Origin of the sequence: Micromonospora sp. NPDC005413, from assembly GCF_040606435.1 — a bacterium.
Taxonomy (GTDB): Bacteria; Actinomycetota; Actinomycetes; order Mycobacteriales; family Micromonosporaceae; genus Micromonospora.
The window spans coordinates 32,426-55,380 of sequence record NZ_JBEXEV010000040.1 but is presented as its reverse complement, the minus strand read 5'-3'; the positions used below and the strand labels follow the sequence as shown (position 1 = coordinate 55,380).

The following is a 22,955-nucleotide window of genomic DNA, read 5'->3' as shown; positions in this document are numbered from 1 at the left end:
GGACAAACACCTACGTCATGCCCGAACGCCGTCGGGGCGGGATGGGAACGCTTCATTAATCAACATCGGTCGCCCACCGGGGAGGCGGGTGTCAGGACAATTCGAAGTCGAACCAGATGCGGTGGGTGCCGTCCTCGTCGACTGTCATGCCTCCTGTGCCGCGGATACCGGTCAGGTCGCCGGTGCCAACATCTGCTGCCGCCACGACGGGGCCGGCCTGGACCCGTGGCGCCGGGCCAGCGAAGTTCACCGGTCCTGTGATGGGATACGCCGCGTGGTCGAATCACATGCTCCGGTGTTGGAGATGTTGTGGGAGGCTCAGGACCCTCACCACACGCTCGACGGACGGTTCGGGTTCAGCGACGGGCAGGCGGCCGGCCGCTGGGTCGCCGACACGCTGGACAAGCACTGGGGCGTTCGTATCGACTCCAGCGAGCGGATCGTGATGAGTGGCGGCAACGCGCTGGCGTGGGTCGGCACGCCATCCGGTCGGTTGCTCGCGAAGTGGTCGGTAGTGCCCGAGCGTTTCCCGCATTTGGCGGAGACGGCGCGTCTCACGAGCTGGCTCCACGGCCGGGGGCTGCCGGTTTCGGCGCCGGTTCCCGCGCGAGACGGCCGTCTTCAGGTCGAGGTCGATCGTGTCTCCATCGGCGTGCAGCGCGAAATCGTGGGCGACCTTCTCGACACCGCCGATCTCGACCAGGTGCGGGCGGCCGGCGTCGTACTGGCCCGATTGCAGGCTGCGCTGGCGGCATATCCGGACGCCGATCAGATTCCCGCGCCTGTCGTCCCGGCCAAGCCATTGAAGGCCTGGATTGGCGACTGGCTGGACTCGTGCGCCGATCATCTGCCGGTGGCGGCTCGCGACACATTGCGCAGGCTCGTCGCCAGCGCGCCACCCGACCGGCTTCCCCGGCAGCTCGTCCATTTTGATTTCCGCTCCGCCAACATCTTGTGTAACCGCGGTGAGATCGCCGCGATCATCGACTTCGAGGAAGCTCGGCATGAGCACCGACTCGTCGAGCTGGCTCGCGCGGCGGTCCTGCTCGGGACCCGCTACCACAACTGGGGGCCGGTGCCGGCCGAGGTTCGCGCGGAATTCCTTACCGGCTACGAGTCCGAGCGCCCGCTGAGTCCGGCTGAGGCGGGCTGGCTGGACATCCTCCTGCTCTGGCAGGGCTTGGCGATGGTGCCACCCGGCGATGACCCGACGGGGTGGGGACCGTCAGCGCTGAGCCAACTGACATCACGCTAAAGGCCGAGAGCCGTGGCAGGCCGACTTCAGGCCGCCCAGCCGCCTCGACAGCGACAGTCCGTCGATGAGTCCCGTCGTCGGGCGGCCATCGAGATGGGGAAAGCGTTGTCGACCCACCTCACGTGCGCTATGGCTGCCGGACGAGCGGCTAGCGTGCCGGTATGACCTTCGAGGCGACACCGTCGGCGGTTCCGGTGGCAGAGTTCGATCTGGCGTTGCCGCGTAAGCGCATGGCGTCCACGGTCCTGCTGTTCGACGAGTCGGGTCGGGTGCTGGTTGTGGAACCGACGTATGTCGACTTCCTGGAGCTGCCCGGCGGCTCCGTCGATCTCGACGAGTCGCCTCGGCAGGCGGCTGTCCGGGAGGTCAAGGAAGAGCTCGGACTCGATCGAGATCCCGGTCGCTTGTTGGCCATGGATTGGGTGCCGTCGCGGCCGGGCCGCAGTGAGGGCGTCATAACGGTGTTTGACGGTGGCGTCTTGACCGCGGAGGAGATCGCCGGTATTCGTCTGCCGGCTGATGAGCTTCGCTCGTACGCGTTTCTGCCCGCGGCCGACGCGGCGCGGGCCCTGCCTGACCTGTTGGCGAGGCGTCTGTTGCCGTGCCTGGCTGCCCGGGAGGCGTCGGCCACGGTCTACTTGGAGAACGGCTCCCCGGCGGGGTGATCCCCGTCCTCTGTCGGCTTGGCGTAGACGCGGATCGTGTCCTCCAACTCCCGGGTGCGCTTGGCGGCGTCGTGGGTTGAGTCCTCCGCGGTCCGCTTGAGAGTGCGGACCTTCTCCCGCAGCGAGACCAGCTCGGGCTCCTGGGACTCTCGGTTTGTTTTCGCCGCGGTGAACCGAGCACGGCGACGCGGTCTAGATGGGTTTACGGCGTGCTGCTCTTGCCGCAGGCAACGCCGATGCCGAGGTCGACGCGGCCCTCCCGGCCGTTCGACCGCACGATGAGGGGTACGCAGGCGGCACGCGCAACCCAGGTGCCGCCGACGAAGGCCATCCACTGAGCGTGCCCGTCGGTCGGCGCGCAGGCGTGCACCGTGGCGGTCGCCGCTGGCGTGCCGGCAGCACCCCACCCGATCCGAGCGTCGTCTTCCCATCCAGGTGCCACCCGGAGGTCGACGACCGCGCCCGCGCGTACGACGAGCCCCCATTTGGCGAATAGTCGAGCCGCTGGATCGGCCTCCCCGGATTCTTCCGCCGACAGCACCGTGTCGTCAGGCACCGCCACGTCTTCTCCGACGAGCCGATAATCCGCTGGCAGTTCCGGCATCGCGTCTACCGATGGCGTGCATGGCAGCTCCGCACTGCTCCCGCGCGTCGACGGAGTTTTGCCATCGACCGGCGGCGCGGTGGGTTGGCTCGAATCGCCTGTGGTCGTACAGGCGGACAGCACCACCAGCAGGCACAGGAGGCTCCACGCCGTAAACGGCCTGGTCCGGTTGCCTGGCACGGGCTCCGGGTGGACCAGGACCCCCGCATCCCTGGTCCGCACAGAATTCGAATTCATTCGATATTCATAGCACATTGCCGATATACGTGTTGGTAACATCGCGCTGGGCGACAGTGCTGGTGTCAATAGTGGAGTTGTGCCGAAATGGTGTAGTGGTTAACCGCCGAACCGGCCTGTGACATACCCAACTGTCGCTTTTTCGCCTGCCACAAGAATTGGGCCCGTAAACATTGCCGGGTACCTTCCTGTCGTGCCCGACGCCTCTCGACAGTTGATTGCCGATCGTTACCGGCTGGTCCGTCCGCTCGGCCAGGGCGGGATGGGCCGCGTGTGGCAGGCCCGTGACGAGATGCTTCAGCGGGACGTGGCCATCAAGGAGTTGGTGGCGCCGCCGGGCCTGCGTGACGACGAACGCCGGGAGATGCGCGAACGGTCCATGCGCGAGGCGCGGGCCGTCGCCCGCCTCGGCCACGTCAACGTGGTACGCGTCTTCGACGTGCTGCACTCGGGCGACGACCCCTGGATCGTGATGGAGCTCGTCCCATCCCGATCCCTGCACCAGGTGCTTGAAGCAGAGGGGCCGATGCCGGCGGCCCGCGCCGCGCGGATCGGGCTGGGCGTGCTGGGTGCGCTGCGGGCCGCACACCACGCCGGCGTGCTGCATCGGGACGTCAAGCCGGCCAACGTGCTGCTCGCCGACGACGGCAGGGTGGTGCTGACCGATTTCGGTCTGGCCACCCTCCCCGGCGACCCACGCATGACCCAGACCGGGATGGTGCTCGGCTCGCCGGCGTTCCTCGCACCGGAGCGGGCCACCGACGGCGACGTCGGCCCGGCCGCCGACCTCTGGTCGCTCGGCGCCACCCTCTACGCGGCGGTCGAGGGACGTACCCCGTACCACCGCTCGTCTCCCATCGCCACGCTGGCGGCGCTCGCCACCGAGCCGCCACCGCCGGCTCAGCGTGCCGGTCAGCTGACCCCAGTCCTCGAAGGACTGCTGCGTCGAGAGCCGGATCAGCGGATCAGCGCCGAGGAGGCGGATCGGCTCCTACGCCAGGCCGCCGCTGCCGCAGACGAACTGGTCGCCCAGGTGAGCGCTACCGGCGACGGGCCGCTAGCCCGGATCAACACCACGGCCGAAGTGCCCCGTCCGAAGATCGTGCCCGAGTTCGTCACCGTCGAGTCCGGCCTGCCCGCGTCGCCGGCTGACCCCGAGGCAGCGGTCCCAACGCCGAGCCGCACGCGTCGGGTTCGGCTGATCGGGTCGCTCGCGGCCGTCGCCCTGCTGCTCGTGGTGTTGGTGACCGCGTCCCTGCTGCACGGCGGGCTGCCCGGCGACGCGGGCGAGGGCCAGGTGGCGGCACCGACCGCGAACCCGTCGCCAATCGCCGAGACGCCGGTGTCCAGGGTGCTGCCACCGGCGCCCGCGGGCTGGCGCTATCACCGCGACGATCCGCGCTTCCTCGTACCGGTGCCGGACGGTTGGCAGTCGCGACGCGACGGTGAGCGGGCCGAGTTCCGTGAGCCGGACGGCAGCCGGGTGCTCGTCGTCGAGGAACTCCGGTCCGTCCCCGCAGACCTGGTCGCTGAGCTGCGGGCGACGGAGAGGGCGGAACGCAAGCGGTACGCCGACTACCGGCAGGTCCGACTCACCGCGCTGCGCTACCAGGTGCGGGCCGCCGAATGGGAGTGGACGTACACCGATGAGGACGGCACACCGATGCACACGGTGAGCCGTGCGTTCGTCGGTCACAACGGGCACGCGTACTCGATCGGCTGGACCACGTCGGCGGCCGAATGGTCGGCGAGCGCGGGTGTCCTCGCGCTGATCACGGACGGTTTTCAGGGCCTGCCGGTCGCGGGCGGCTCGCCGTCCAGAGCTGCCGGCGGGCCACCGTCCGGGAGCCCGGGGCAGCCGTCGCCGGGGACGGGCAACGGTGCGACGACCGGCCCGGGGATCCCGGCGCAGCAGCCGTCGGCCCCGCCGCCGCCGTCTCCGACGCAGGGCAACGCGCCTGGCGGGAAGCAGATCGTCAGCTTCGCCAGTGACCGTTGCATCGACATCCCGGATGGCAACGCCGCCGCCGGTGCTCGACTGCAGATCTGGGACTGTCGCCGGACCGCCAAGCAGCTGTGGACCTTTCCCGCCGACGGCACGGTTCGTTCGATGGGCAAATGCCTGGACGTCGCCGGTCACTCCACCGCGGATGGGGCCGCTGTCCAACTGGCTGACTGCTCCGGTGCGGGGTCGCAGAAGTTCACCCTCAACAAGGCCTACGACCTGGTGAACACCAAGGCCGACAGGTGCGTCGACGTGCTCGACGCGAACCCGGACAACGGCGCCCGGTTGCAGATCTGGCAGTGCAACGGGACCGCCAACCAGAAAGGGCGGGCCAGCTGAGCGCTGACTGCGGGCGCTCCGGTGGTTACGGTCGTGGATGCCGAGGTTTCCCGACCACCCGAGGAGCGATCGCATGCCACCCTCTCCGTCCCGGCTTTTCTCGGAGATAGCGACGGCCGAACGACCGGCCGCGACCACAGTGGTCATGCGACGTGCGGTGGTGCTCGGTGGCAGCATGGCCGGGCTGATGGCTGCTCGGGTGTTGAGCGACCACGCCGAGGAAGTGCTGATCATCGAACGGGACCCGTCCGATGTCGATGCCGGGCCTCGTCCAGGTGTGCCCCAGGGCAGCCAGGTGCACGCGCTGCTGCCCGCCGGTCAGGTCCAGTTGGAACGCTGGTTTCCCGGCATCGCCGACGAGGCGCTCGCGCTCGGTGCCCCTCCGCCACCGAGCGACCAGGGCACGGCGAAGATCTTCGTGAACGGCGTGCTGGGGCTGCCGCCGGCAGCGACCGGCACCGGGCCGGCGCTGATCACCACGCGTCCGTTCCTGGAGGCGCTGGTCCGGCGGCGGACGCTCGCCGTCGACAACATCCGCATGGTGTACGGCCGGGCGGACGGGCTGCTCTTCGACGAGCGGCGCGTCACCGGCGCGCGATACGTGCCTGAGGGCGGCACCGAGCCGGTCGTCGAACCGGCCGACCTGGTGGTTGACGCGATGGGGCGGTCCAGCCGGCTCAGCGACTGGCTGGCCGAGCACGGCTGGCCCCGCCCGCCGATGCGACGAATGCCGATCAAGCTGAACTACGCGACGGCGCTCTACCGGCGCGACGAGAAGGTCAGCGACGCCTGGGTGGCGGTCTTTCACACTATGGCGGGCAAGGGTCGTACCGCCCGGATCGGTGGGATCAACTCGGTCGAGGGTGACCGCTGGATCATGCTGGTAGCCGGCTACGACGAGGACCGGCCCAGCCGCGACGTCGCCGACTTCACCGCACGCTGCCGTGAGCACTACCCGCGGATGTTCGGCGACATCGCTGAGCACGGGGAGATGCTGGGCGGGGTGATCACCTACCACCAGGCGGACAGCCGACGCCGCGACTTCGACAAGCTCGACCGCCTGCCCGCCGGGTTGGTTGCCGCCGGTGACGCGGTCGCGTCCTTCAACCCGGTGTACGGCCAGGGCATGACCTCCGCGACGCTGCACGCTTCCTGCCTGTCGGCGTACCTCCGGTCCGGCCCGAAGCCGCACGACGAGCCCGCGCGGACGTACTTCGACCACGTCCGGGTGGTCGTCGACGCCGCCTGGCAGATCTCCACCACCGCCGACATCGAGCTTCCGCACGTCGACGGGCCGTACCCGCCCGGGTACAAGGTCACCAAGTGGTTCGGTGACCTGCTCTTCCGGACGTCGTTGACCGACCCGGTGCTCAACGCCCGGCTGGGTCGGGTCACCACCATGCTCGACCACCCGGCGACCCTGAGCCGCCCCGGCACCCTGTTCCGAGCGCTCCGGCTCGGCCTGTTCCGGAGCCGTTAGACGTCGGCCGTTCGTCGCGAAACCCGCCGTCGCCGGGAGGCTCGGGGAAGAATGGTGGGCCGGGGAGGGGCGCTGCGACGAACCCGGGGGAGCAGGCGTGCTCGGAACCAGCCTCCTGGGCCGGCTTCGCCGTCGTGACCCGGGGGACGCCATCCTGCGACGCGCGGCACGCCTGACGCTCGTCGCGTCCGTCGTCTTCTACGGCTGCCGCTACGGCGCGGGCAGTTCGGTGCTCGCCACGTACGGCCTGTTCGGCGTGATCGCCGCCGGGTCGTTCGCGCAGCTGCCCGGCCCGGCACCGCAGCGGGCGCGGAACCTAGTCCTGTCTCTGCCGGCGGTCTGGGCGCTGATCGCCGCGGGCTCGCGCGGTCGCGTTACGGGAGGTGCTCGCCGGGGCGGACCGGCTGGCGGCGGACGCGCCGCCGGAGCCGATCCCGGACCTGGCGGCGGCGCGGTTGCTGCGTTCGTGCGCCGAGACCACCAGGGCCGCTGGCCGGAGCCTGTCGCCGGGTGTCCCGGCAGTGGACCTCGGTGACCTGGACGCCGCGATCGGTCGCGCTGAGGTGGCGTACCCCGGGGGAGAGGGCGACGGCCGCGACGGGTCGGACGTACCCCGGTTGTGCCGGGACGCGACGGTGCTGGCCCTCGCCGACCAGGTGCGGGTCTTCGCCGTCGGTGCCCGGGTGGCCACCGGGGCGCGGCTCGACGGCGAGGATGCCTACTCAGGGCTGTTCGAGTACGCGCGGCGCGGCCGTTGGACGCTGTACTGGTGGCAGTTCCGCTCCCACCTGGCACCCCGCTCGGCCCACCTGCACAGCTCGCTGCGGCTGGCCGTGGCGCTTGCCATCGCTCGGGTGGCCGCCGGGCTGTTGCAGCTGACCCACGGCTTCTGGGTGCTGCTGGCCACCCTCACGGTCCTGCGTACCTCGGCCGCGGACACCCGCACGGCGCTCCGGCCGGCCGTGCTGGGCACGATCATCGGTGCGGTCGTCAGCGGCGGGGTGATGCTCGTCGTCGACGAGCCGATCGTGTACGCCGTCGTCCTGCCGGTCACCCTGATGCTGGCCTTCGGTGTTGGTCGCCTACTCGGCCCGGTGTGGCAGCAGGCGCTGTTCACCCTGCTGCTGACGGTCGTCTTCGCTCAGCTCAGCCCTGAAGGGTGGCGGCTCGCCGAGGCCCGGCTCGTCGACGTACTTCTCGGCGCGGTGATCGGCGTGCTCGCCGGGGTGGCGATATGGCCGCGTGGCGCGAGCCGCGACCTACGGCACAATGCCACCGGCTATCTGGCGGCCAACGCGTACGCGGTCGAGCAGACCGTCCAGGCGATGCTCGGTGGCGCTTCGCCTCCCGACCGTGCCCTCGACCTCGTCCGTCGGCAGATGGTCCTCGTCGACTCGTCGTACTGCCAGTACCACTTGGAGCGGCACGATCCGCACCGTCAGCAGGTGAACTGGGAGGCCGTCCTGAGTGCCGGGCACCACGTGGTGCCCGGCGCCGAGTCGCTGTTGCGGCGCAACCCGCCCGGCTGCCTCGCCGGCTGGCCCGCGGCGGCGGCGCTGCTGCGGGACTCCGCAGGGCACCTGCAATCGGTGTACGACGACCTCGCCGGCGAGGTGGCGCACGGCCGGCCGCCGGGCCCGACGCCTGTCCTGACCGCCTGTTCCGATGAGCTGGACCGGATCCGTCCGCTTCTCGGCGAGGTCGACCCTCAGTCGGTTCGGCACCTGGTGGAGGTTGACCGGTGGCTCTCCGGTCTCGCCGACAGTCTCGCCCGGATCCACGCGCCCGCTGGTGACAGACCGGCCCGCCGCCGCTGACGTTGTTCGGCGCGATGGCGTCGTACCCTCTGCTGTTTGTGCTTGTCGGCTTCCGGCCGAGACCTGACAGGCCGCCGTTCGCCGATTGGTCGTGCCCGTTCGACGCCGCCCCGCCTAGCGTCGACGACATGGAGATCGAGCAGGCACAGAAGCTGTGGCAGCCGGAGCCCGGTTGGTTGAACACCGCCACCTACGGGTTGCCGCCCGAGCCGGCCTGGACGGCGCTGCAGGAGGCCCTCGCCGAGTGGCGGGTCGGCCGTACGTCGTGGGAGGGCTGGGGCGAGTCGGTGCTTCGGGCCCGGACGGCGTTCGCCGGCCTCGTCGGAGTGCCGGTCGGTGACGTGGCGGTCGGTGCGGCCGTGTCCCAGCTCCTCGCGCCGGTCGCGGCGGCGCTGCCGGCCGGGGCCACGGTGGTGGTCCCCGAGGTCGAGTTCACCTCGAACCTGTTCCCCTGGCTGGTCCAGGAGGATCGTGGGGTCACGGTTCGTACGGTGCCGCCGGAGTCGCTGGTCGACGCGATCGACGCCGACACCGATCTGGTCGCGTTCAGTCTGGTGCAGTCGGCCGACGGGGCTGTCGCGGCGTACGACGAGATCGTGGCGGCGGCCCGTACGCACGGCGCCCTGGTGGTGGTGGACGCCACCCAGGCGTGTGGCTGGCTGCCGTTCGACGCGAGCCGGGCCGACGTGGTGGTGGTCGGCGGCTACAAGTGGCTGATGAATCCGCGTGGCACCGCGTACGCCTATCTGGCTCCGGCGTTGCGCGACCGGCTGCGCCCCGACGCCGCCGGCTGGTACGCGGGCCGCGACCCGCACGCCTCCTACTACGGCCCGCCGCTGCGGCTGGCCGACGACGCCCGCCGGTTCGACATCTCACCGGCCTGGTTCAGCTGGGTCGGGGCGGCGCCCGCCCTGGAGTTGGTCGCCGAGATCGGCGTGCCGGCGATCCGGGCGCACGACGTGGCGCTGGCCAACCGGTTCCTGACGGGGCTGGGCCGGCCGACGGGGCAGAGCGCCATCGTCAGCGTGGACGTGCCCGACGCGCAGCAGCGCCTGGCGACGGCCGGCATCCGGGCGGCGGTCCGCGCCGGACGGGTCCGCGCCTCGTTCCACATCTACTCCACCGAGGCCGACGTGGACGCGGCCCTGGAGGCGCTGACCGACTGAGCCCCGCTCAGGCCAGGTGACCGCCGATCTTCGTGTAGCCGCGCAGCAGATCGCGGGAGATGATCAGCCGCTGCATCTCGTCGGTGCCCTCGAAGATGCGGTACAGCCGGACCTGCCGGTACCAGCGTTCGATGGGCAGCTCACGGGTGTAACCCATGCCGCCGTGGATCTGGAGCACCCGGTCGACGACCCGGTTGACCATGCCGGCGCCGTAGAGCTTGCCCATCGACGAGGCGTGCCGGGGGTCCATGCCCTGGTCGACCGTCCACGCCGAGCGCAACACCAGCCAGCGGGCCGCCTCCAGCTCGGTCTCCGAGTCGGCGATCATCCATTGGATGGCCTGGTTGGTGCCGATCTTCGCGCCGAAGGTCTCACGGGTGTTGGCGTAGTCGATGGCCATCTGCAGCACCCGTTCGGCGATGCCGATGGCGTGTGACGGGATGGTGTAGCGGCCCTTGCCGATCCACTCCATGCCCAGTGTGAAGCCCTGCCCGATCTCGCCGAGGATGTTGCGGTGCGGCACGCGTACGCCGTCGAAGATGAGCGACGCCGGCCCGCCCTCGCCCATGGTCTGGATCCACTCGGAGCGCCAGCCCATCGCCCGGTCCACCAGGAACGCGGTGGCGCCGCCGTTGCGGGCGCCCTTCTCCCGGTCGGTCACCGCGACCACGATGGCGAAGTCGGCATCGTGGCCTCCGGTGATGAAGGTCTTCTCGCCGTCGAGGACCCAGTCGTCGCCGTCGCGGCGGGCGGAGAGTCGGATGTTCGCGGCGTCCGAGCCCGCCCCCGGCTCGGTGATCGCGAAACAGGAGCGCCGCTCGCCCTCGATGGTCGGGATGAGGAACTCCTGCTTCTGCTCCTCGGTGGCGTGGAACAGGATGTTGTCCGCCTCGCCGCCGAAGCGGAACGGCACGAACGTGTGGCCCAGCTCGGTCCAGATCAGTGACTGGAGCACCGCCGGCAGGTCCATCCCGCCGTACTCTTCCGGGGTGGCCAGGCCCCAGAAGCCGAACTTGCGCGCCTTCTGTTGCAGCTCACGCACCTCGGAGTGGTCGAGGCCCGGCTGGTGCGCCCGCTCCCGGCGGAGCACCTCCGCCTCCAGGGGCATCACCTCGCGGCGGATGAACGATCGGACGGTGTCCCGTACCGCCCGCTCCTCGTCGGTCAGCGAAAAGTCCACGGTGGTCCTCCTGGCGTTGGCGCAGCCGGTCACCCTTAAACTAGCGCTGTAAGTTTTGCCGCGTCCAGACCCAAAGCCGAGACCGCGAGGAGCGCCGTGCCCCGACCACGTCAGCCCCGGCTCACCCGGCAGCTCATCGTCGAGACCGCCACCGCGCTGATCGACGCCGAGGGCCTGCCGGCGTTCTCCACCCGCCGGCTCGCCGCCGAGCTGGGCGTACGCGGGCCATCGCTCTACAACCACTTCGCCACCAAGGACGAAATCCTGGACGCCGTCGCCGACACGGTCACCGGCGTCGTCGACACCAGCGGTTTCGCCAGCCGGGACTGGGCCGCCGCGCTGCGCGACTGGGCCTGGTCATACCGGCGGGCGCTCACCGCGCACCCCAACATCGTGCCGTATCTGGCCCAGGGGCCGGGCCGCCGACCGGCCGCGCTGGCCATGGCCGACGCGGTCTACGGCGGGCTGGTACGCGCCGGCTGGCCGCCCGCGCGGGCCACCCACATCGGCGCTGCCCTGCGCTACTTCGTGGCCGGCTCGGCGCTCGGCTCCTTCGCCCGCGGTTTCGTCGAGGACCCCGAGCTGTACGCGGCGCACTACCCGCACCTGCGTCAGGCGCACCGGCTCGCCGAGCACCAGCAGAGCGTGGACGAGGGCGCCTTCGCCCTCGGCCTGGACGCCCTGCTGCACGGCCTGGCCGCCGAGTACGCCCGCACCGTCGGCGCGGTGGAGTCCGCCCTGCCTAGCGGGTAGCGTCCAAACTCCCAGCGCTAGTTTCATCGCCCATCGCCCACCCCCGAAGGGACGACATGGACCTCGCCGCCCCGCCGTCGCAGCTGCTGCCCGACGCCCTGCGCCTCCGGCGCCACCTGCACATCGCCGGCGAGTGGACCGAGTCCACCGCCAGTGACGTGATCGACGTGGAGAACCCGAGCACCGGTGAGCTGATCGGTCAGGTGCCAGCCGGCACCCCGGCCGATGTGGACCGCGCCGTTGCCGCCGCCCGCGCCGCGTTCCCCGGCTGGTCGGCCACCGCTCCCGCCGAGCGGTCCGCCCACCTCGACCGGCTGCACACCGCGCTCGCCGCGCGCGCCAACGACCTCGCCCGCACCATCGCCGTGGAGCTGGGCGCACCGCTCAAGCTCGCCACCCGGGTGCAGGTCGGGCTGCCGTTGACCGTGCTGCGCGACCACGTCGCGCTCGCCGCCCGCCCACCGGTCGAGGAGAGCATCGGCAACTCCCTCGTCGTCCGCGAGCCGATCGGCGTGGTCGGCGCGATCACCCCGTGGAACTACCCGCTGCACCAGGTGATGGCCAAGCTGGCGCCCGCGCTGGCCGCCGGCTGCACGGTGGTGCTCAAGCCCAGCGAGCTGACCCCGCTGACCGCGTACCTGCTCTTCGACGCGGTCACCGAGGCCGGGCTGCCGCCGGGTGTGCTCAACCTCGTCCCCGGCACCGGGCCGGTGGTCGGCGAGGCCCTCGCTGGGCATCCCGACGTCGACCTGGTCTCGTTCACCGGCTCCACCGCCACCGGCGCGCGGATCATGCGGCGCGCCGCCGACCGGATCGCCCGGGTCGCGCTGGAGCTGGGCGGCAAGTCCGCCAACGTGATCCTCGCCGACGCCGACCTGGCCACCGCGGTCAAGGTGGGCGTCGGCAACGCCCTGCTCAACTCCGGCCAGACCTGCACGGCGTGGACGCGGATGCTGGTGCACCGCGACCGGTACGACGAGGCGCTCGACCTGATCGCCACGGCAGTGGCCGGCTACCGGCTCGGCGACCCGTTCGACCCGGCCACCCGGCTCGGCCCGCTGGTCTCCGCCGCCCAGGTCGAACGGGTGCGCGGCCACGTCGACCGGGCCCTCGCCGACGGTGCCCGACTGGTCGCCGGCGGCCCGGATGCCCCGGTGCCCGCCCAGGGGCACTTCGTCGCCCCGACCGTCTTCGCCGACGTGCACCCCGACAGCGCGCTCGCCCAGGAGGAGGTCTTCGGCCCGGTGCTCGCCGTCATCCCGTTCGACGACACCGACGAGGCGGTCGCCATCGCCAACAACTCGAAGTACGGGCTGGCCGGCGCGGTCTGGTCCGCCGACACCGACGCGGCGCTCGCGGTCGCCCGGCGGCTGCGCACCGGCGCCGTCGACATCAACGGCGCGCCGTTCAACCCGCTCGCTCCGTTCGGTGGTTACAAGCAGTCCGGCCTGGGCCGGGAGTTGGGCGTGCACGGCCTCGCCGAGTTCTGCGAGCTGAAGGCGATCCAGCGATGAGCGGCCCTGAGCTGGCCCCGACCGCAGCGGCGGGCGGCCCCGCGCCGACGGCCGCGCCGGTCACCGTTCGCGCGCTGGTGGCGCGCGAGTCCGGCGCCGAGCTGCGGGTCGAGCGGGTACGCCTGCCCGCGCCCGGCCCCGGCGAGGTGCGGGTGACGATCCGCGCCGCCGGTGTCTGCCACTCCGACCTGTCCATGGTGAACGGCACCCTCGCCGCGAGGTTCCCGCTGGTGCTCGGGCACGAGGCGACCGGGGTGGTGGCCGAGACCGGGCCCGGAAGCCGGCTGGCGGTCGGCACGCCGGTGGTGCTCAACTGGGCGCCGGCCTGCCGGGCCTGCTGGTGGTGCCGGCGCGGGGAGCCGTGGCTCTGCGCCGACACCACGGCCCCGACTGTGCCGCGTGGCGAAACCGACGACGGCCTCCCGCTGCACCTGACCCTCGGCCTCGGCGCGCTCGCCGAGGCGGTGGTGGTGCCCGAGAACGCCGTCATCCCGATCCCCGCCGGTCTGCCCCCGGAGCGGGCCGCGCTGCTCGGCTGCGCGGTGCTCACCGGCGTCGGCGCGGTCGGCAACACCGCCCGGGTGGCTCCCGGCGAGTCGGTGGCGGTGATCGGGCTCGGCGGCGTCGGGCTGGCCGTGCTCTCCGCGGCCCGCCGGGCCGGCGCCACCACGATCCTGGCCGTCGACGTCGCCGAGGCCAAGCGCGACCTGGCGTTCGCCGCCGGCGCGACCGACTTCCTGCTCTCCGACGACCGGCTCTCCAAGGAGGTACGGGCGCGCACCGAGGGTCGGGGCGTCGACCACGCCTTCGAGTGTGTCGGCCGTGCCACCACCATCCGGGCGGCCTGGCGGCTCACCCGGCGTGGGGGAGCGGTGACCGTGGTCGGCATGGGCGCCAAGGACGACATGGTCAGCCTCGGCGCGCTGGACATCTTCCACTCCGCCCGTACGCTGCGCTCCTCGGTGTACGGCTCGTCCGACCCGGACCGCGAGGTGCCCGTGCTGGCCGCCGAGCTGGCTGACGGCTCGCTGGATCTCGGCGTACTGGTCAGCGGCACGATCCCGTTGGACGACGCGCCCACGGCGTTCGGCCGGCTGGCCCGGGGCGAGGGCGCTCGCTGGGTGGTCACCCTGGACTGAGCACGCGGGTCGGCCGGTGCGAGGGTGGGCCGCGTTGCGGGTTGGTGTGGGTGTGGGCCGGGAGGTCGCATGACGGTGTTCGCCTGTGCGGGTTGCGGTGCACGCTGAGCGTGCCGTTGTCGCGGGTGCCACTTCCGATCCGGGCGCCGGCACGATGCCCGTCGACGCCCGCCGAGACGACCCGCCGCCGCTGATGCCCGCCGGGCTGTTTCGACCCGACGTGGCGGTGTTCCTCTGCACGCTGGCGCGGCTGCGCGAGGTCCGCCAGCCGTGGCTGCGGGCGATCTACGACCACGTCACGGGCCATCCGTACTCCTATCCGTTCTGACCAGACGAACGGATGTCGTCGAGCAGGGCGGACCGCAGGCAGGGCCAGGTGATGGGCCCGTCGCGCCCTCTTATACCTAGCAGTACTATGCATAATGGTTCTAGGCTTGGATTGGGGGAGCGTGGTGAGGTCTCGTGAAGGTCGCTAAGGATCTGGTGGCCGCCTCGGCGACACCGATGGTGCTCGGCATCCTGGCCGGGGGTGAGAGCTACGGCTACGCCATCCTCAGGCGGATCAACGAGCTGTCCGGAGGTGAGCTGGACTGGACCGAGGGGCTGCTGTACCCGTTGCTGCACCGGCTCGAGCGGCTCGCTTATGTGGAGTCGAGCTGGCAGTCGGTCGCCGGCGAGCGGAGGCGCAAGTACTACCGCATCACCGACAGGGGCCTGGCCGAGCTGGCCGAGCAGCGCCGGCAGTGGGACACCGTCGTGGGCGCGCTCAAGGAGATCTGGCACGACCGTACGCCGCTCACGGTGCGCCCGCTGGAGGGCCTCGCATGACGGCACACGACGGTCCGGAGGAGTTGGAGGCGCAGTTCGAGCAGTGGCGCCAGTACGTGCTCCGCCGCAGGGAGCTGCAACCGTCGGACGCCGACGAGCTCGAAGACCACCTCCGCGGCTCGGTCGACGAGCTCGTCGCGGCGGGCCTGAGCCCGGACGAGGCGTTCCTGGTCGCGGTCAAGCGGATGGGCAGCCTCGACGAACTCTCCCGCGAGTTCGCCCGGGAGCACTCGGAACGGCTGTGGAAGCAGCTGGTGCTGACCGGCGACTCCGGCAGCCCGGCCACCGGCACGCGCTCCCGGCGGGACCTGTGGGTCATGCTGGGCTGTGCGGCCGGCGCGGTCGCGTCCGTCAAGGTGCCGGCGCTGTTCGGGCTGACCTTCAACGACGACGGCTCGTTCTACGCGCGGAACTTCACGCTGTTCGCGCTGCCCTGGCTGGCGGCGTTCCTGGCCTGGCGCCGCAGCGCCCGACCGGCGGTGATCGCGGTGCTGGTGGCGCTGTTCGCCCTCGGCGCCGTGGCGGCCAACGTCTATCCCCTGGCGGACGACTCGCAGTCCGTGGTCGTCACCAGCGTCCACCTTCCCATCGCCTTGTGGCTCGTGGTCGGTCTGGCCTACGTCGCTGACGACTGGCGCTCGTCTCGCCGACGCATGGACTTCATCCGCTTCACCGGCGAGTGGTTCATCTACTTCGTGCTGATGGCCCTCGGCGGCGGCGTGCTCGCCGCGTTCCTGTTCAACACCTTCGACGCCATCGGAATCGTCCCGGAGGAGTTCATCTCGCACTGGCTCCTTCCCTGCGGCGCCGCGGCAGCGGTCGTCGTGGCCGGGTGGCTCGTCGAGGCCAAGCAGAGCGTCGTCGAGAACATCGCGCCGGTCCTCACGCGGCTGTTCACCCCGCTCTTCACGGCCGCCCTGCTCGCCTTCCTCGTCGCCGTCGTCTGGACCAGCCACGGCATCGACGTCGAGCGCGAGGCGCTGATCCTGTTCGACCTCCTGCTGGTCGTGGTGCTGGGGCTGCTGCTCTACTCGCTCTCGGCCCGCGATCCGCTGGCCCCGCCCGGCCCGTTCGACAAGCTCCAACTCGCACTCGTGCTCAGCGCGTTGGCGATCGACGTGCTGGTGCTGCTGGAGATCACCGGGCGCATCACCGACGACTACGGCAGCACGCCCAACCGGGCGGCAGCGCTCGGCGAGAACGCGATCCTGCTGGTCAACCTCGCGTGGTCGGCGTGGCTCCTGCTGAGCTTCGTCCGTCGGCGTACACCGTTCGCGGCGCTCGAACGGTGGCAGACCGGCTACCTGCCGGTGTACGCCGCGTGGGCCTGGATCGTGGTCCTCGTCTTCCCGCCGTTGTTCAGCTACGCCTAGACGGCGCGATCGACGTGACGCGGAAGCCGGCCCGCCCGCCAAGGGTGGGCCGGCTGCACGTCACTTGCCGGTGACGATGCCCGGGTTGATGCACAGACCCGGGTTGGCGCCGTTCTTCTCGGCGATCTCCAGGCAGCGGGTCACCTTGTCGACCTTCGCGTTGGTCTCGGTGATCTGCTTGGAGATCTCCGCGTTCTTACGGTCCTGCTCCAGGTTGCGGGTCTGTGCCAGCTTGTCCTGGAACGCCTTGATGTTGCCCTCGGTCTTGTCGTCGTGGTTCACCCGGGTGATGGTCACCGAGAGGATGTCCACGTCGGTGGCGAGCCGAGTGTCCGCGCTGGTCTTGATGTTCGCCGCGAACGGCTTCAGGTCGACGTTGAGGTCGCCGGTCTGGGCGTCGATCTTCTCCAGCGGGTTGTACGCGGCGAAGGCGTCGTTGACCGCGCTGTCGAGCTGCACACCCACCCGCTGGCCCCGGAAGCTGACGAAGTCTCCCTTGTAGTCCATGAACTGCTTCGGCGCGTTCTCCGGCTTGACCTGCCACTCGATGAGCACCTCGACGCAGGCGTCGGCGAGCGTGCCGGTGCGGACCCGTACGCAGTTGTTGCCGCCGATGTGGTCGTACTTCTGCCGGCCCGCGTCCCACTCGCCGACCTTCTGCCAGGGGGCCACCCACTTCAGGCCCGAGCCGGTCACCTCGCCGGTGGGCTTGCCGAAGCTGGTGACGATGCCGACCGAGCGGATGGGCACCGAGTGGGCGCTGGAGGCGACGCCGATCAGCACGGTGACGGCGAAGAGGCCGAGCGCCGCGAGGGCAGCGGTCCGTTTCATGGCGCTTCTGGGGGCGACGAGCGCCAGGACGGCGCTGACCGCCATGGCGACGGCGAAGACGATCGCCATGGTGAAACCGGCGGGCATGGGTTGGGGCCTTTCGTTGGGGCTGTGTGGATCATCAACCTAGGGGGGCCGGTCAAGTCGGTGACGCCGGGGAGTGGAGTTTGCGCACGTCTCCCGGCGGCTGAATATGGATGACATCGACATGGTTCGACGTGCATGGCCGGCCGTAGGTTTCGTCCACGCGACGGCCCTGTGACCACGGTCACCGAAGCGACCGTCGCCGCGACCGTGCGGAGGATGAGGCGATGGCCGGGCAAGCGCTCCTGTCGGCCCGTGGGCTGACCCGCGACTTCCGGGGCTTCCGGGCGGTCGACGACGTCGACCTCGACGTCGCGCCGGACAGTGTGCACGCGCTGGTCGGCCCGAACGGCGCGGGCAAGACCACCCTGTTCAACCTGCTCACCGGCTTCCTGCGCCCCAGCGGCGGGCGGATCGAGCTGGCCGGGCGGGACGTCACCGGGCTGCCCCCGGAGCAGGTCGCCCGGCTCGGCGTGGCCCGCTCGTTCCAGATCACCAGCCTCTTCCCGCAGCTGTCCGCCCGGGAGCACGTCGCGTTGGCCCTGCAGTCGTCCAGTGGACTGGGTTGGCGGTTCTGGCGCTCGGCGAAGCTGATGGGCCGCTACACCGAGCGGGCCGACGAGTTGCTGTCGATGGTGGGGCTGGCCGACCTGGCACAGGCCCCGTCCGAGTCGCTGTCGTACGGCCGCAAACGGGCCTTGGAGCTGGCCATCGCCCTGGCACTGGACCCGAAGGTGCTGCTGCTCGACGAGCCGACCGCCGGGATGGGCATGGAGGACGTCGACCGCACCGTCGAGCTGATCAGTCAGGTCCGTCAGGGCCGGACCGTGGTGATGGTCGAGCACAACATGAGCGTGGTCGGCCGCCTCGCCGACACCGTCACCGTGCTGCAGGCCGGCAAGGTCCTCGTCGAGGGCCCGTACGAGCAGGTTCGCGCGGACGAGCGCGTCATCACCGCCTACCTGGGAGCCGCTGATGCTGCGCATTGAGAACCTCTCCGCCGCGTACGGCGAGGCGCAGGTGCTGCGGGACGTCAGCCTCCAGGTCGCCGCCGGTGAGGTGGTCACCCTGGTGGGGCGCAACGGCGCCGGCAAGTCCACTCTGCTGCGCTGCGTGATGGGGCTGCACTCCGGCCAGCGCGGCTTGGTCGAGTTGGACGGGCGTGACATCACGAGGCTGCCGGCGCACAAGCGGGCCCGCCTGGGGCTGGGCTGGGTGCCCGACGACCGGGGCAGCTACGCCACCCTGACCGTCACCGAGAACCTCACCCTGCCGCCCAGGGTCGGCCCCGACCCGTGGTCGCTGGAGCGGGTGTACGAGGCGTTCCCCGCCCTCTACAGCCGTCGGGACTCGGCGGCCACCATGCTCTCCGGCGGCGAGCAGCAGATGCTAGCGCTGGCCCGGGTGCTGCGGATGGGCGCCCGGCTGCTGCTCTGCGACGAGCCCACCGAGGGGCTCTCTCCACTGTTGGTGCAGCAGGTCGGTGACCTGCTGCGGGAGGCCAAGCGGCACGGGGTGACCGTGCTGCTGGTCGAGCAGAACCTGCACTTCGCCACGGGTGTCGCCGACCGGCACTACCTGCTGGCCGAGGGACGCGTCGCCGAGGCGATGGACAACTCCGAGGTGCGTTCGCGGGAACGCGAGCTGCTCGCGTACCTCGGGATCTGATTTTTCAACGACGACCCGCGCGACGACGCACGGGATGGATGGAGTGGGCATGCGCAGGACGGTGGGTGTGGCGGCGGCGTCGGCCGCGGTGGTGCTGGTCGCCGGTTGCGGCGGCGGTGGGCCCCAGTCGGGTGGCGACCAGAAGCTGACCGGCGACAAGATCGTGCTGGGCGTGCTCAACGACCAGTCCGGGGCGTACTCGGAGTTGTCCGGCAAGAACTCGGTGACGGCGGTGGAGATGGCCATCGCCGACTTCACCGCCAAGTACGGCGACAAGGCGGTGACCAAGGACATCACCGTGCAGACCGCCGACCACCAGAACAAGCCGGACGTGGCCAACTCGAAGGCCCAGGAGATGTACGACCGCAAGGGCGTCGACCTGATCCTGGACGTGCCCACCTCGTCGGCGGCACTGAAGGTCGCCGACGTGGCGAAGGAGAAGAAGAAGCTCTACTTCAACATCGGTGCGGCGACCACCGATCTGACCGGCAAGAGCTGCAACAAGTACACCTTCCACTACGCGTACGACACGTACATGTTGGCCCACGGCACCGGGAAGACCACCACCGAGCAGATCGGCAAGAACTGGTACATCCTGTACCCGAACTACGCCTTTGGTCAGGACATGGAGAAGAGCTTCTCCACCGCGATCACGGCGGCCGGCGGCAAGGTGGTCGCCAAGGACGGCGCGCCGTTCCCGAACACCAGTGGCGACTTCTCCACCTTCCTGCTCAAGGCGCCCAACCTGACCCCGAAGCCGGACGTGCTGGGCACCATGCAGGCTGGCGCGGAGCTGGTCAACGTGGTGAAGCAGTACAACGAGTTCAAGCTGCGCGACAAGGGCGTCGACCTGGCGGTGGGGCTGATGTTCCTCACCGACATCCACTCGCTCACCCCGGCCGCGCTTGCCGGCACCACGTACACCGACGCCTGGTACTGGAACTTCGACGCGAAGAACCGGGAGTTCGCCGACCGCTTCCAGCAGAAGGCCGGCACCCGGCCGACCTTCGCGCACGCGGCCAACTACTCGGCGGCCCTGCAGTACCTGGAGGCGGTGCAGGCCGCCGGCACCGACGACGCGGACGCCGTGGTCAAGGGCCTGGAGGGCAAGACGGTCGAGGACGTCTTCCTGCGCAACGGCAGGATCCGCGCCGAGGACCACCGGGTGGTGCACGACGCGTACCTGGCCCAGGTGAAGCCCCAGTCCGAGGTCACCGAGCCGTGGGACTACGTGAAGGTGCTCAAGACGATCCCCGCCGCGGAGGCGTTCCGCGCGCCCTCCGCGGACTGCAAGCTATGACTGGATTCGCGCAGAACACGTTCAACGGGTTGGTGAGCGGGGCGTTCTACGCCCTGCTCGCCCTCGGGCTGGCGGTCATCTTCGGCATGCTGCGGGTGGTCAACTTCGCGCACGGAGCGTTCTACATGCTCGGCGCGTTCGGGGCGTACGTGCTGCTCACCGAGGCGGGCGTGCCGTTCTGGGCGGCCCTGGTGATCATGCCGGTGGGGCTGGGCCTGCTCGGGATGGCGTTGGAACGCGCCGTGATCCATCGGCTGACCAAGCTCGACCCGCTCTACAACTTCCTGCTGACCTTCGGCCTGACGCTGATCCTGCAGGATCTGGTGAAGCTGCGGTACGGCGTGCAGTCCAGCCCGTACGCCACCCCGTCGCTGTTGAGCGGGTCGGTCAACTTCGGGCTCTTCGACTTCCCGACCTACCGGGTGTTCATCCTCGTCTTCGCGGTGCTGCTCTGCGTCGCGGTGTGGTGGGTGCTCACCCGTACCCGGATCGGCATGGTGGTCCGCGCGGCCACCGAGCGGCCCGACCTGACCCGCGCTTTCGGTATCGACGTCGGACGTTGGGTGACCCCGGTCTTCGGCTTCGGCATCGGGCTCGCCGGGCTGGCCGGTGTGCTGGCCGCGCCGATGCGCGCGGTCAACCCGCTGATGGGGGCCGACCTGATCATCGTGGTGTTCGCGGTGGTCGTGATCGGTGGGCTGGGCTCGATCTTCGGTTCGGTCGCCGCGGGCTTCGGCATCGGTCTGATCCAGGCGTGGGGCGAGGCGTACCTGTCCAACTTTCCGATCGTGTCGCAGACGATCGTCTTCATCGTGATGGCCGTCGTGCTGCTCTGGCGACCGGCCGGACTGTTCGGTCGTGAGGAGGCGCCGGCATGACCAGCACCGTGGACACTCCCGCCGACGCGTCCCGTTCGACGCCGCCGTCCGGGCTGATCGCCGTGGCCCGGGCGCCCGGCTGGATGCGGTACGCGCTGCTCGCCGTCGGGCTGGTCGTCGCGGCGTGGCTGCCCAACGGCCTCTACCCGGCGGTCGCGGTGGACATCCTCTGCTGGGCGCTGTTCGCCGTGGCGGTGGACCTGCTGCTCGGCTTCACCGGGCTGATGTCCTTCGGTCACGCCGCGTTCTGGGGCACTTCGGCGTACGTCACCGGGTTGGTGGCCATCCACGCGGGCCTGCCGTTTCCGCTCGCGGTGCTGGCCGGCGCGCTCGCCGCGGCCGTGCTGGCGGTGCCGATCGGCTACCTGGCGGTCAAGCGGACCGGCATCTACTTCGCCATGGTGACCCTGGCCTTCGCGCAGATGGTCTACTACGTGGCCAACGAGTGGCGCTCGGTGACCCAGGGCGAGAACGGGCTCCAGGGCGTACCCCGGGAATTGTTCGGTTGGGATCTCACCGACGACTACTTCTTCTACTACGCGATCCTGCCGATCGTGCTGCTCGGGCTGGCCGCCGCCTGGCGGATCGTGCACTCACCGTTCGGTCGGGTGCTGGTCGGCATCCGGGACAACCCGGCCCGGGCGCGGGCGCTCGGTTATCCGGTGCACCGCTACAAGCTCACCGCGTTCGTCCTCTCCGGGTTCATCGCCGGACTCGGCGGTGGGCTGTTCGCGGTCGGGCACCGGTTCGTCTCGCTGGACGTGCTGCACTGGACCACCTCCGGCAAGGCCGTCATCGTGGTGGTGCTCGGCGGGATCGGCACGCTCTGGGGCGGCGTGCTCGGCGCCGGCATCGTGGTCCGGTTGGAGGACTGGTTGTCGTTCTCCGGGTTCGAGGCGATCGGCCTGGTGACCGGCGGCATCTTCGTCCTCGTCGTGGTGCTGTTCCGGCGCGGCATCTGGGGCAGTGCCGCCGCGCTGGCCCATCGGCTGGCGGCCCGCCGCCGGTAAATCTCGCGATGGGCGCATCCATCGCGCGCCGTTTCAGCGAACCCCCGGGTAGGGAACGTCTACCCGGGGGGACGTCTGGTGCTGACCGTTTCGATGCCGGTGGATGCCGTGGAGATCGCGCACAAGCGCGTCTCGCTGGCGGCTGAGGACCTAGACGGTAACCGTGTCGCCACGGTGCTGCTGGAGATGGCCCGCGCGTGGGGCGTGCCGGCGCTCTGGGAGCAGGTCTGCCGGCCGCTGCTGGCCCAGCTGCCGGGGCGCACCGCCATCGAGATCGCCGTCGAGCACGCCCTCTGTGAGGGTGTCCGGGTCGGGTTGGACGTGTACCTCCGGGAGCCGGGCCGGTCACTGCCCACTGGTGGGGTGCTGCTGGCCGGCGCCGAGAAGGAGGCGCACTGCCTCGGCCTGAACGCGCTCTCCGCCGCGCTGCGCGAGCAGGGGCGCGGCTGTCTGCATCTCGGCCCCGCGCTGCCCTGGCGCGCGCTGCCCAGCGCGGTGAACCGAGCCCGCCCGCGCACCGTCGTGCTGTGGTCGCAGACGCCGGTCACCGGCCGCGCGTACCGCCTCGTGCGCTTCGCCCGGGACTTCCCGCTACTGCGGGTGTACGGCGCGGGGCCGGGCTGGATCGAGCCGCTCACCGCTCCGGCGAACCACCTGGGCACGCTGCCTGCCGCTGTCGCCGCCTGTCTGGCCGCGTCTCCGGGACGTGATGCCCACCACATACGATACGGATCGGTACCGTATCGTTAATGCGGGCCGTACTCTGACCTCCGTTACGAGTCTGACCCGTATCGTATTACGCCGCGGGGAAAGCATGGGGGGAAATCAG

The 22,955-nt window shown here is 70.7% G+C and carries 22 protein-coding genes; 18 read left to right on the top strand and 4 right to left on the bottom strand.

The window, feature by feature from the left end:
• Positions 1-91 precede the first annotated feature (91 nt).
• Positions 92-205 (bottom strand): DUF3224 domain-containing protein, encoded by a 114-nt coding sequence (locus ABZS37_RS29110; protein WP_354994047.1) that lies wholly within the window; start codon positions 203-205, stop codon positions 92-94.
• A 69-nt stretch (positions 206-274) separates the two neighbouring features.
• On the opposite strand from ABZS37_RS29110, the gene ABZS37_RS29105 reads away from it, so the two are divergent.
• Both ABZS37_RS29105 and ABZS37_RS29100 read left to right on the top strand, forming a co-directional pair.
• Positions 275-1,255 (top strand): phosphotransferase, encoded by a 981-nt coding sequence (locus tag ABZS37_RS29105; RefSeq protein ID WP_355174192.1) that lies wholly within the window; start codon positions 275-277, stop codon positions 1,253-1,255.
• Between the two features lie 161 nt (positions 1,256-1,416).
• On the top strand, positions 1,417-1,920 hold the full coding sequence (locus ABZS37_RS29100) for an NUDIX hydrolase (RefSeq protein ID WP_355174190.1): 504 nt from the start codon (positions 1,417-1,419) through the stop codon (positions 1,918-1,920).
• Positions 1,921-2,122: 202 nt separating this feature from the next.
• Here ABZS37_RS29100 and ABZS37_RS29095 read toward each other — a convergent pair whose 3' ends face one another.
• Positions 2,123-2,476 (bottom strand): hypothetical protein, encoded by a 354-nt coding sequence (locus ABZS37_RS29095; RefSeq protein WP_355174188.1) that lies wholly within the window; start codon positions 2,474-2,476, stop codon positions 2,123-2,125.
• Between the two features lie 478 nt (positions 2,477-2,954).
• Between ABZS37_RS29095 and ABZS37_RS29090 the strand changes: the two genes are divergently transcribed.
• The 4 genes from ABZS37_RS29090 to ABZS37_RS29075 all read left to right on the top strand — a co-directional run bounded on the left by ABZS37_RS29090 (position 2,955) and on the right by ABZS37_RS29075 (position 9,568).
• Positions 2,955-5,105 carry a serine/threonine protein kinase gene (locus ABZS37_RS29090; protein WP_355174186.1) on the top strand — a complete coding sequence of 717 codons (2,151 nt, stop codon included), beginning with the start codon at positions 2,955-2,957 and terminating at the stop codon, positions 5,103-5,105.
• Positions 5,106-5,178: 73 nt separating this feature from the next.
• On the top strand, positions 5,179-6,585 hold the full coding sequence (locus tag ABZS37_RS29085) for an FAD-dependent oxidoreductase (protein ID WP_355174184.1): 1,407 nt from the start codon (positions 5,179-5,181) through the stop codon (positions 6,583-6,585).
• Positions 6,586-6,968: 383 nt separating this feature from the next.
• Complete coding sequence (locus tag ABZS37_RS29080) at positions 6,969-8,402, top strand: FUSC family protein (protein ID WP_355174182.1); 1,434 nt, start codon at positions 6,969-6,971, stop codon at positions 8,400-8,402.
• Between the two features lie 128 nt (positions 8,403-8,530).
• Positions 8,531-9,568 (top strand): aminotransferase class V-fold PLP-dependent enzyme, encoded by a 1,038-nt coding sequence (locus ABZS37_RS29075; RefSeq protein WP_355174180.1) that lies wholly within the window; start codon positions 8,531-8,533, stop codon positions 9,566-9,568.
• A gap of 7 nt (positions 9,569-9,575) precedes the next feature.
• On the opposite strand, the gene ABZS37_RS29070 is transcribed toward ABZS37_RS29075, so the two are convergent.
• Positions 9,576-10,748 (bottom strand): acyl-CoA dehydrogenase family protein, encoded by a 1,173-nt coding sequence (locus ABZS37_RS29070; RefSeq protein ID WP_355174178.1) that lies wholly within the window; start codon positions 10,746-10,748, stop codon positions 9,576-9,578.
• A gap of 96 nt (positions 10,749-10,844) precedes the next feature.
• Here ABZS37_RS29070 and ABZS37_RS29065 point away from each other — a divergent pair, with 96 nt between their 5' ends.
• The 6 genes from ABZS37_RS29065 to ABZS37_RS29040 all read left to right on the top strand — a co-directional run bounded on the left by ABZS37_RS29065 (position 10,845) and on the right by ABZS37_RS29040 (position 16,355).
• Entirely contained in the window at positions 10,845-11,501 is a 657-nt protein-coding gene (locus ABZS37_RS29065) for a TetR/AcrR family transcriptional regulator C-terminal domain-containing protein (protein WP_355174176.1), read from the top strand.
• Between the two features lie 56 nt (positions 11,502-11,557).
• Positions 11,558-13,015, top strand: coding sequence for an aldehyde dehydrogenase family protein (locus ABZS37_RS29060; RefSeq protein WP_355174174.1), 1,458 nt, complete (start codon positions 11,558-11,560; stop codon positions 13,013-13,015).
• Positions 13,012-14,154, top strand: a complete 1,143-nt coding sequence (locus ABZS37_RS29055; RefSeq protein WP_355174172.1) for an alcohol dehydrogenase catalytic domain-containing protein — start codon at positions 13,012-13,014, stop codon at positions 14,152-14,154. Before ABZS37_RS29060 ends, ABZS37_RS29055 begins: the two co-directional genes overlap by 4 nt.
• 85 nt (positions 14,155-14,239) lie before the next feature.
• The gene (locus ABZS37_RS29050) at positions 14,240-14,482 is read left to right on the top strand and encodes a hypothetical protein (protein ID WP_355174170.1); all 243 of its coding nucleotides are present in this window, start codon (positions 14,240-14,242) and stop codon (positions 14,480-14,482) included.
• Between the two features lie 134 nt (positions 14,483-14,616).
• A complete protein-coding gene (locus ABZS37_RS29045) occupies positions 14,617-14,982 on the top strand; it encodes a helix-turn-helix transcriptional regulator (RefSeq protein ID WP_355174168.1) in 366 nt (121 codons plus the stop codon).
• Entirely contained in the window at positions 14,979-16,355 is a 1,377-nt protein-coding gene (locus ABZS37_RS29040; protein WP_354993729.1) for a permease prefix domain 1-containing protein, read from the top strand. The genes ABZS37_RS29045 and ABZS37_RS29040 overlap by 4 nt, the downstream gene beginning before the upstream one ends.
• A gap of 60 nt (positions 16,356-16,415) precedes the next feature.
• On the opposite strand, the gene ABZS37_RS29035 is transcribed toward ABZS37_RS29040, so the two are convergent.
• Complete coding sequence (locus ABZS37_RS29035; RefSeq protein ID WP_355174166.1) at positions 16,416-17,273, bottom strand: SPFH domain-containing protein; 858 nt, start codon at positions 17,271-17,273, stop codon at positions 16,416-16,418.
• Positions 17,274-17,497: 224 nt separating this feature from the next.
• Between ABZS37_RS29035 and ABZS37_RS29030 the strand changes: the two genes are divergently transcribed.
• The 6 genes from ABZS37_RS29030 to ABZS37_RS29005 all read left to right on the top strand — a co-directional run bounded on the left by ABZS37_RS29030 (position 17,498) and on the right by ABZS37_RS29005 (position 22,876).
• Complete coding sequence (locus tag ABZS37_RS29030; RefSeq protein WP_355174164.1) at positions 17,498-18,259, top strand: ABC transporter ATP-binding protein; 762 nt, start codon at positions 17,498-17,500, stop codon at positions 18,257-18,259.
• Positions 18,246-18,938, top strand: a complete 693-nt coding sequence (locus tag ABZS37_RS29025) for an ABC transporter ATP-binding protein (protein ID WP_355174162.1) — start codon at positions 18,246-18,248, stop codon at positions 18,936-18,938. Before ABZS37_RS29030 ends, ABZS37_RS29025 begins: the two co-directional genes overlap by 14 nt.
• Before the next feature lie 49 nt (positions 18,939-18,987).
• Positions 18,988-20,238: an ABC transporter substrate-binding protein gene (locus ABZS37_RS29020; RefSeq protein ID WP_355174160.1), complete on the top strand. Its 1,251-nt coding sequence runs from the start codon at positions 18,988-18,990 to the stop codon at positions 20,236-20,238.
• On the top strand, positions 20,235-21,116 hold the full coding sequence (locus tag ABZS37_RS29015) for a branched-chain amino acid ABC transporter permease (protein WP_355174157.1): 882 nt from the start codon (positions 20,235-20,237) through the stop codon (positions 21,114-21,116). The genes ABZS37_RS29020 and ABZS37_RS29015 overlap by 4 nt, the downstream gene beginning before the upstream one ends.
• A complete protein-coding gene (locus tag ABZS37_RS29010) occupies positions 21,113-22,126 on the top strand; it encodes a branched-chain amino acid ABC transporter permease (protein WP_355174155.1) in 1,014 nt (337 codons plus the stop codon). Before ABZS37_RS29015 ends, ABZS37_RS29010 begins: the two co-directional genes overlap by 4 nt.
• 78 nt (positions 22,127-22,204) lie before the next feature.
• Entirely contained in the window at positions 22,205-22,876 is a 672-nt protein-coding gene (locus tag ABZS37_RS29005; protein WP_355174153.1) for a transcriptional regulator, read from the top strand.
• Positions 22,877-22,955 lie beyond the last annotated feature (79 nt).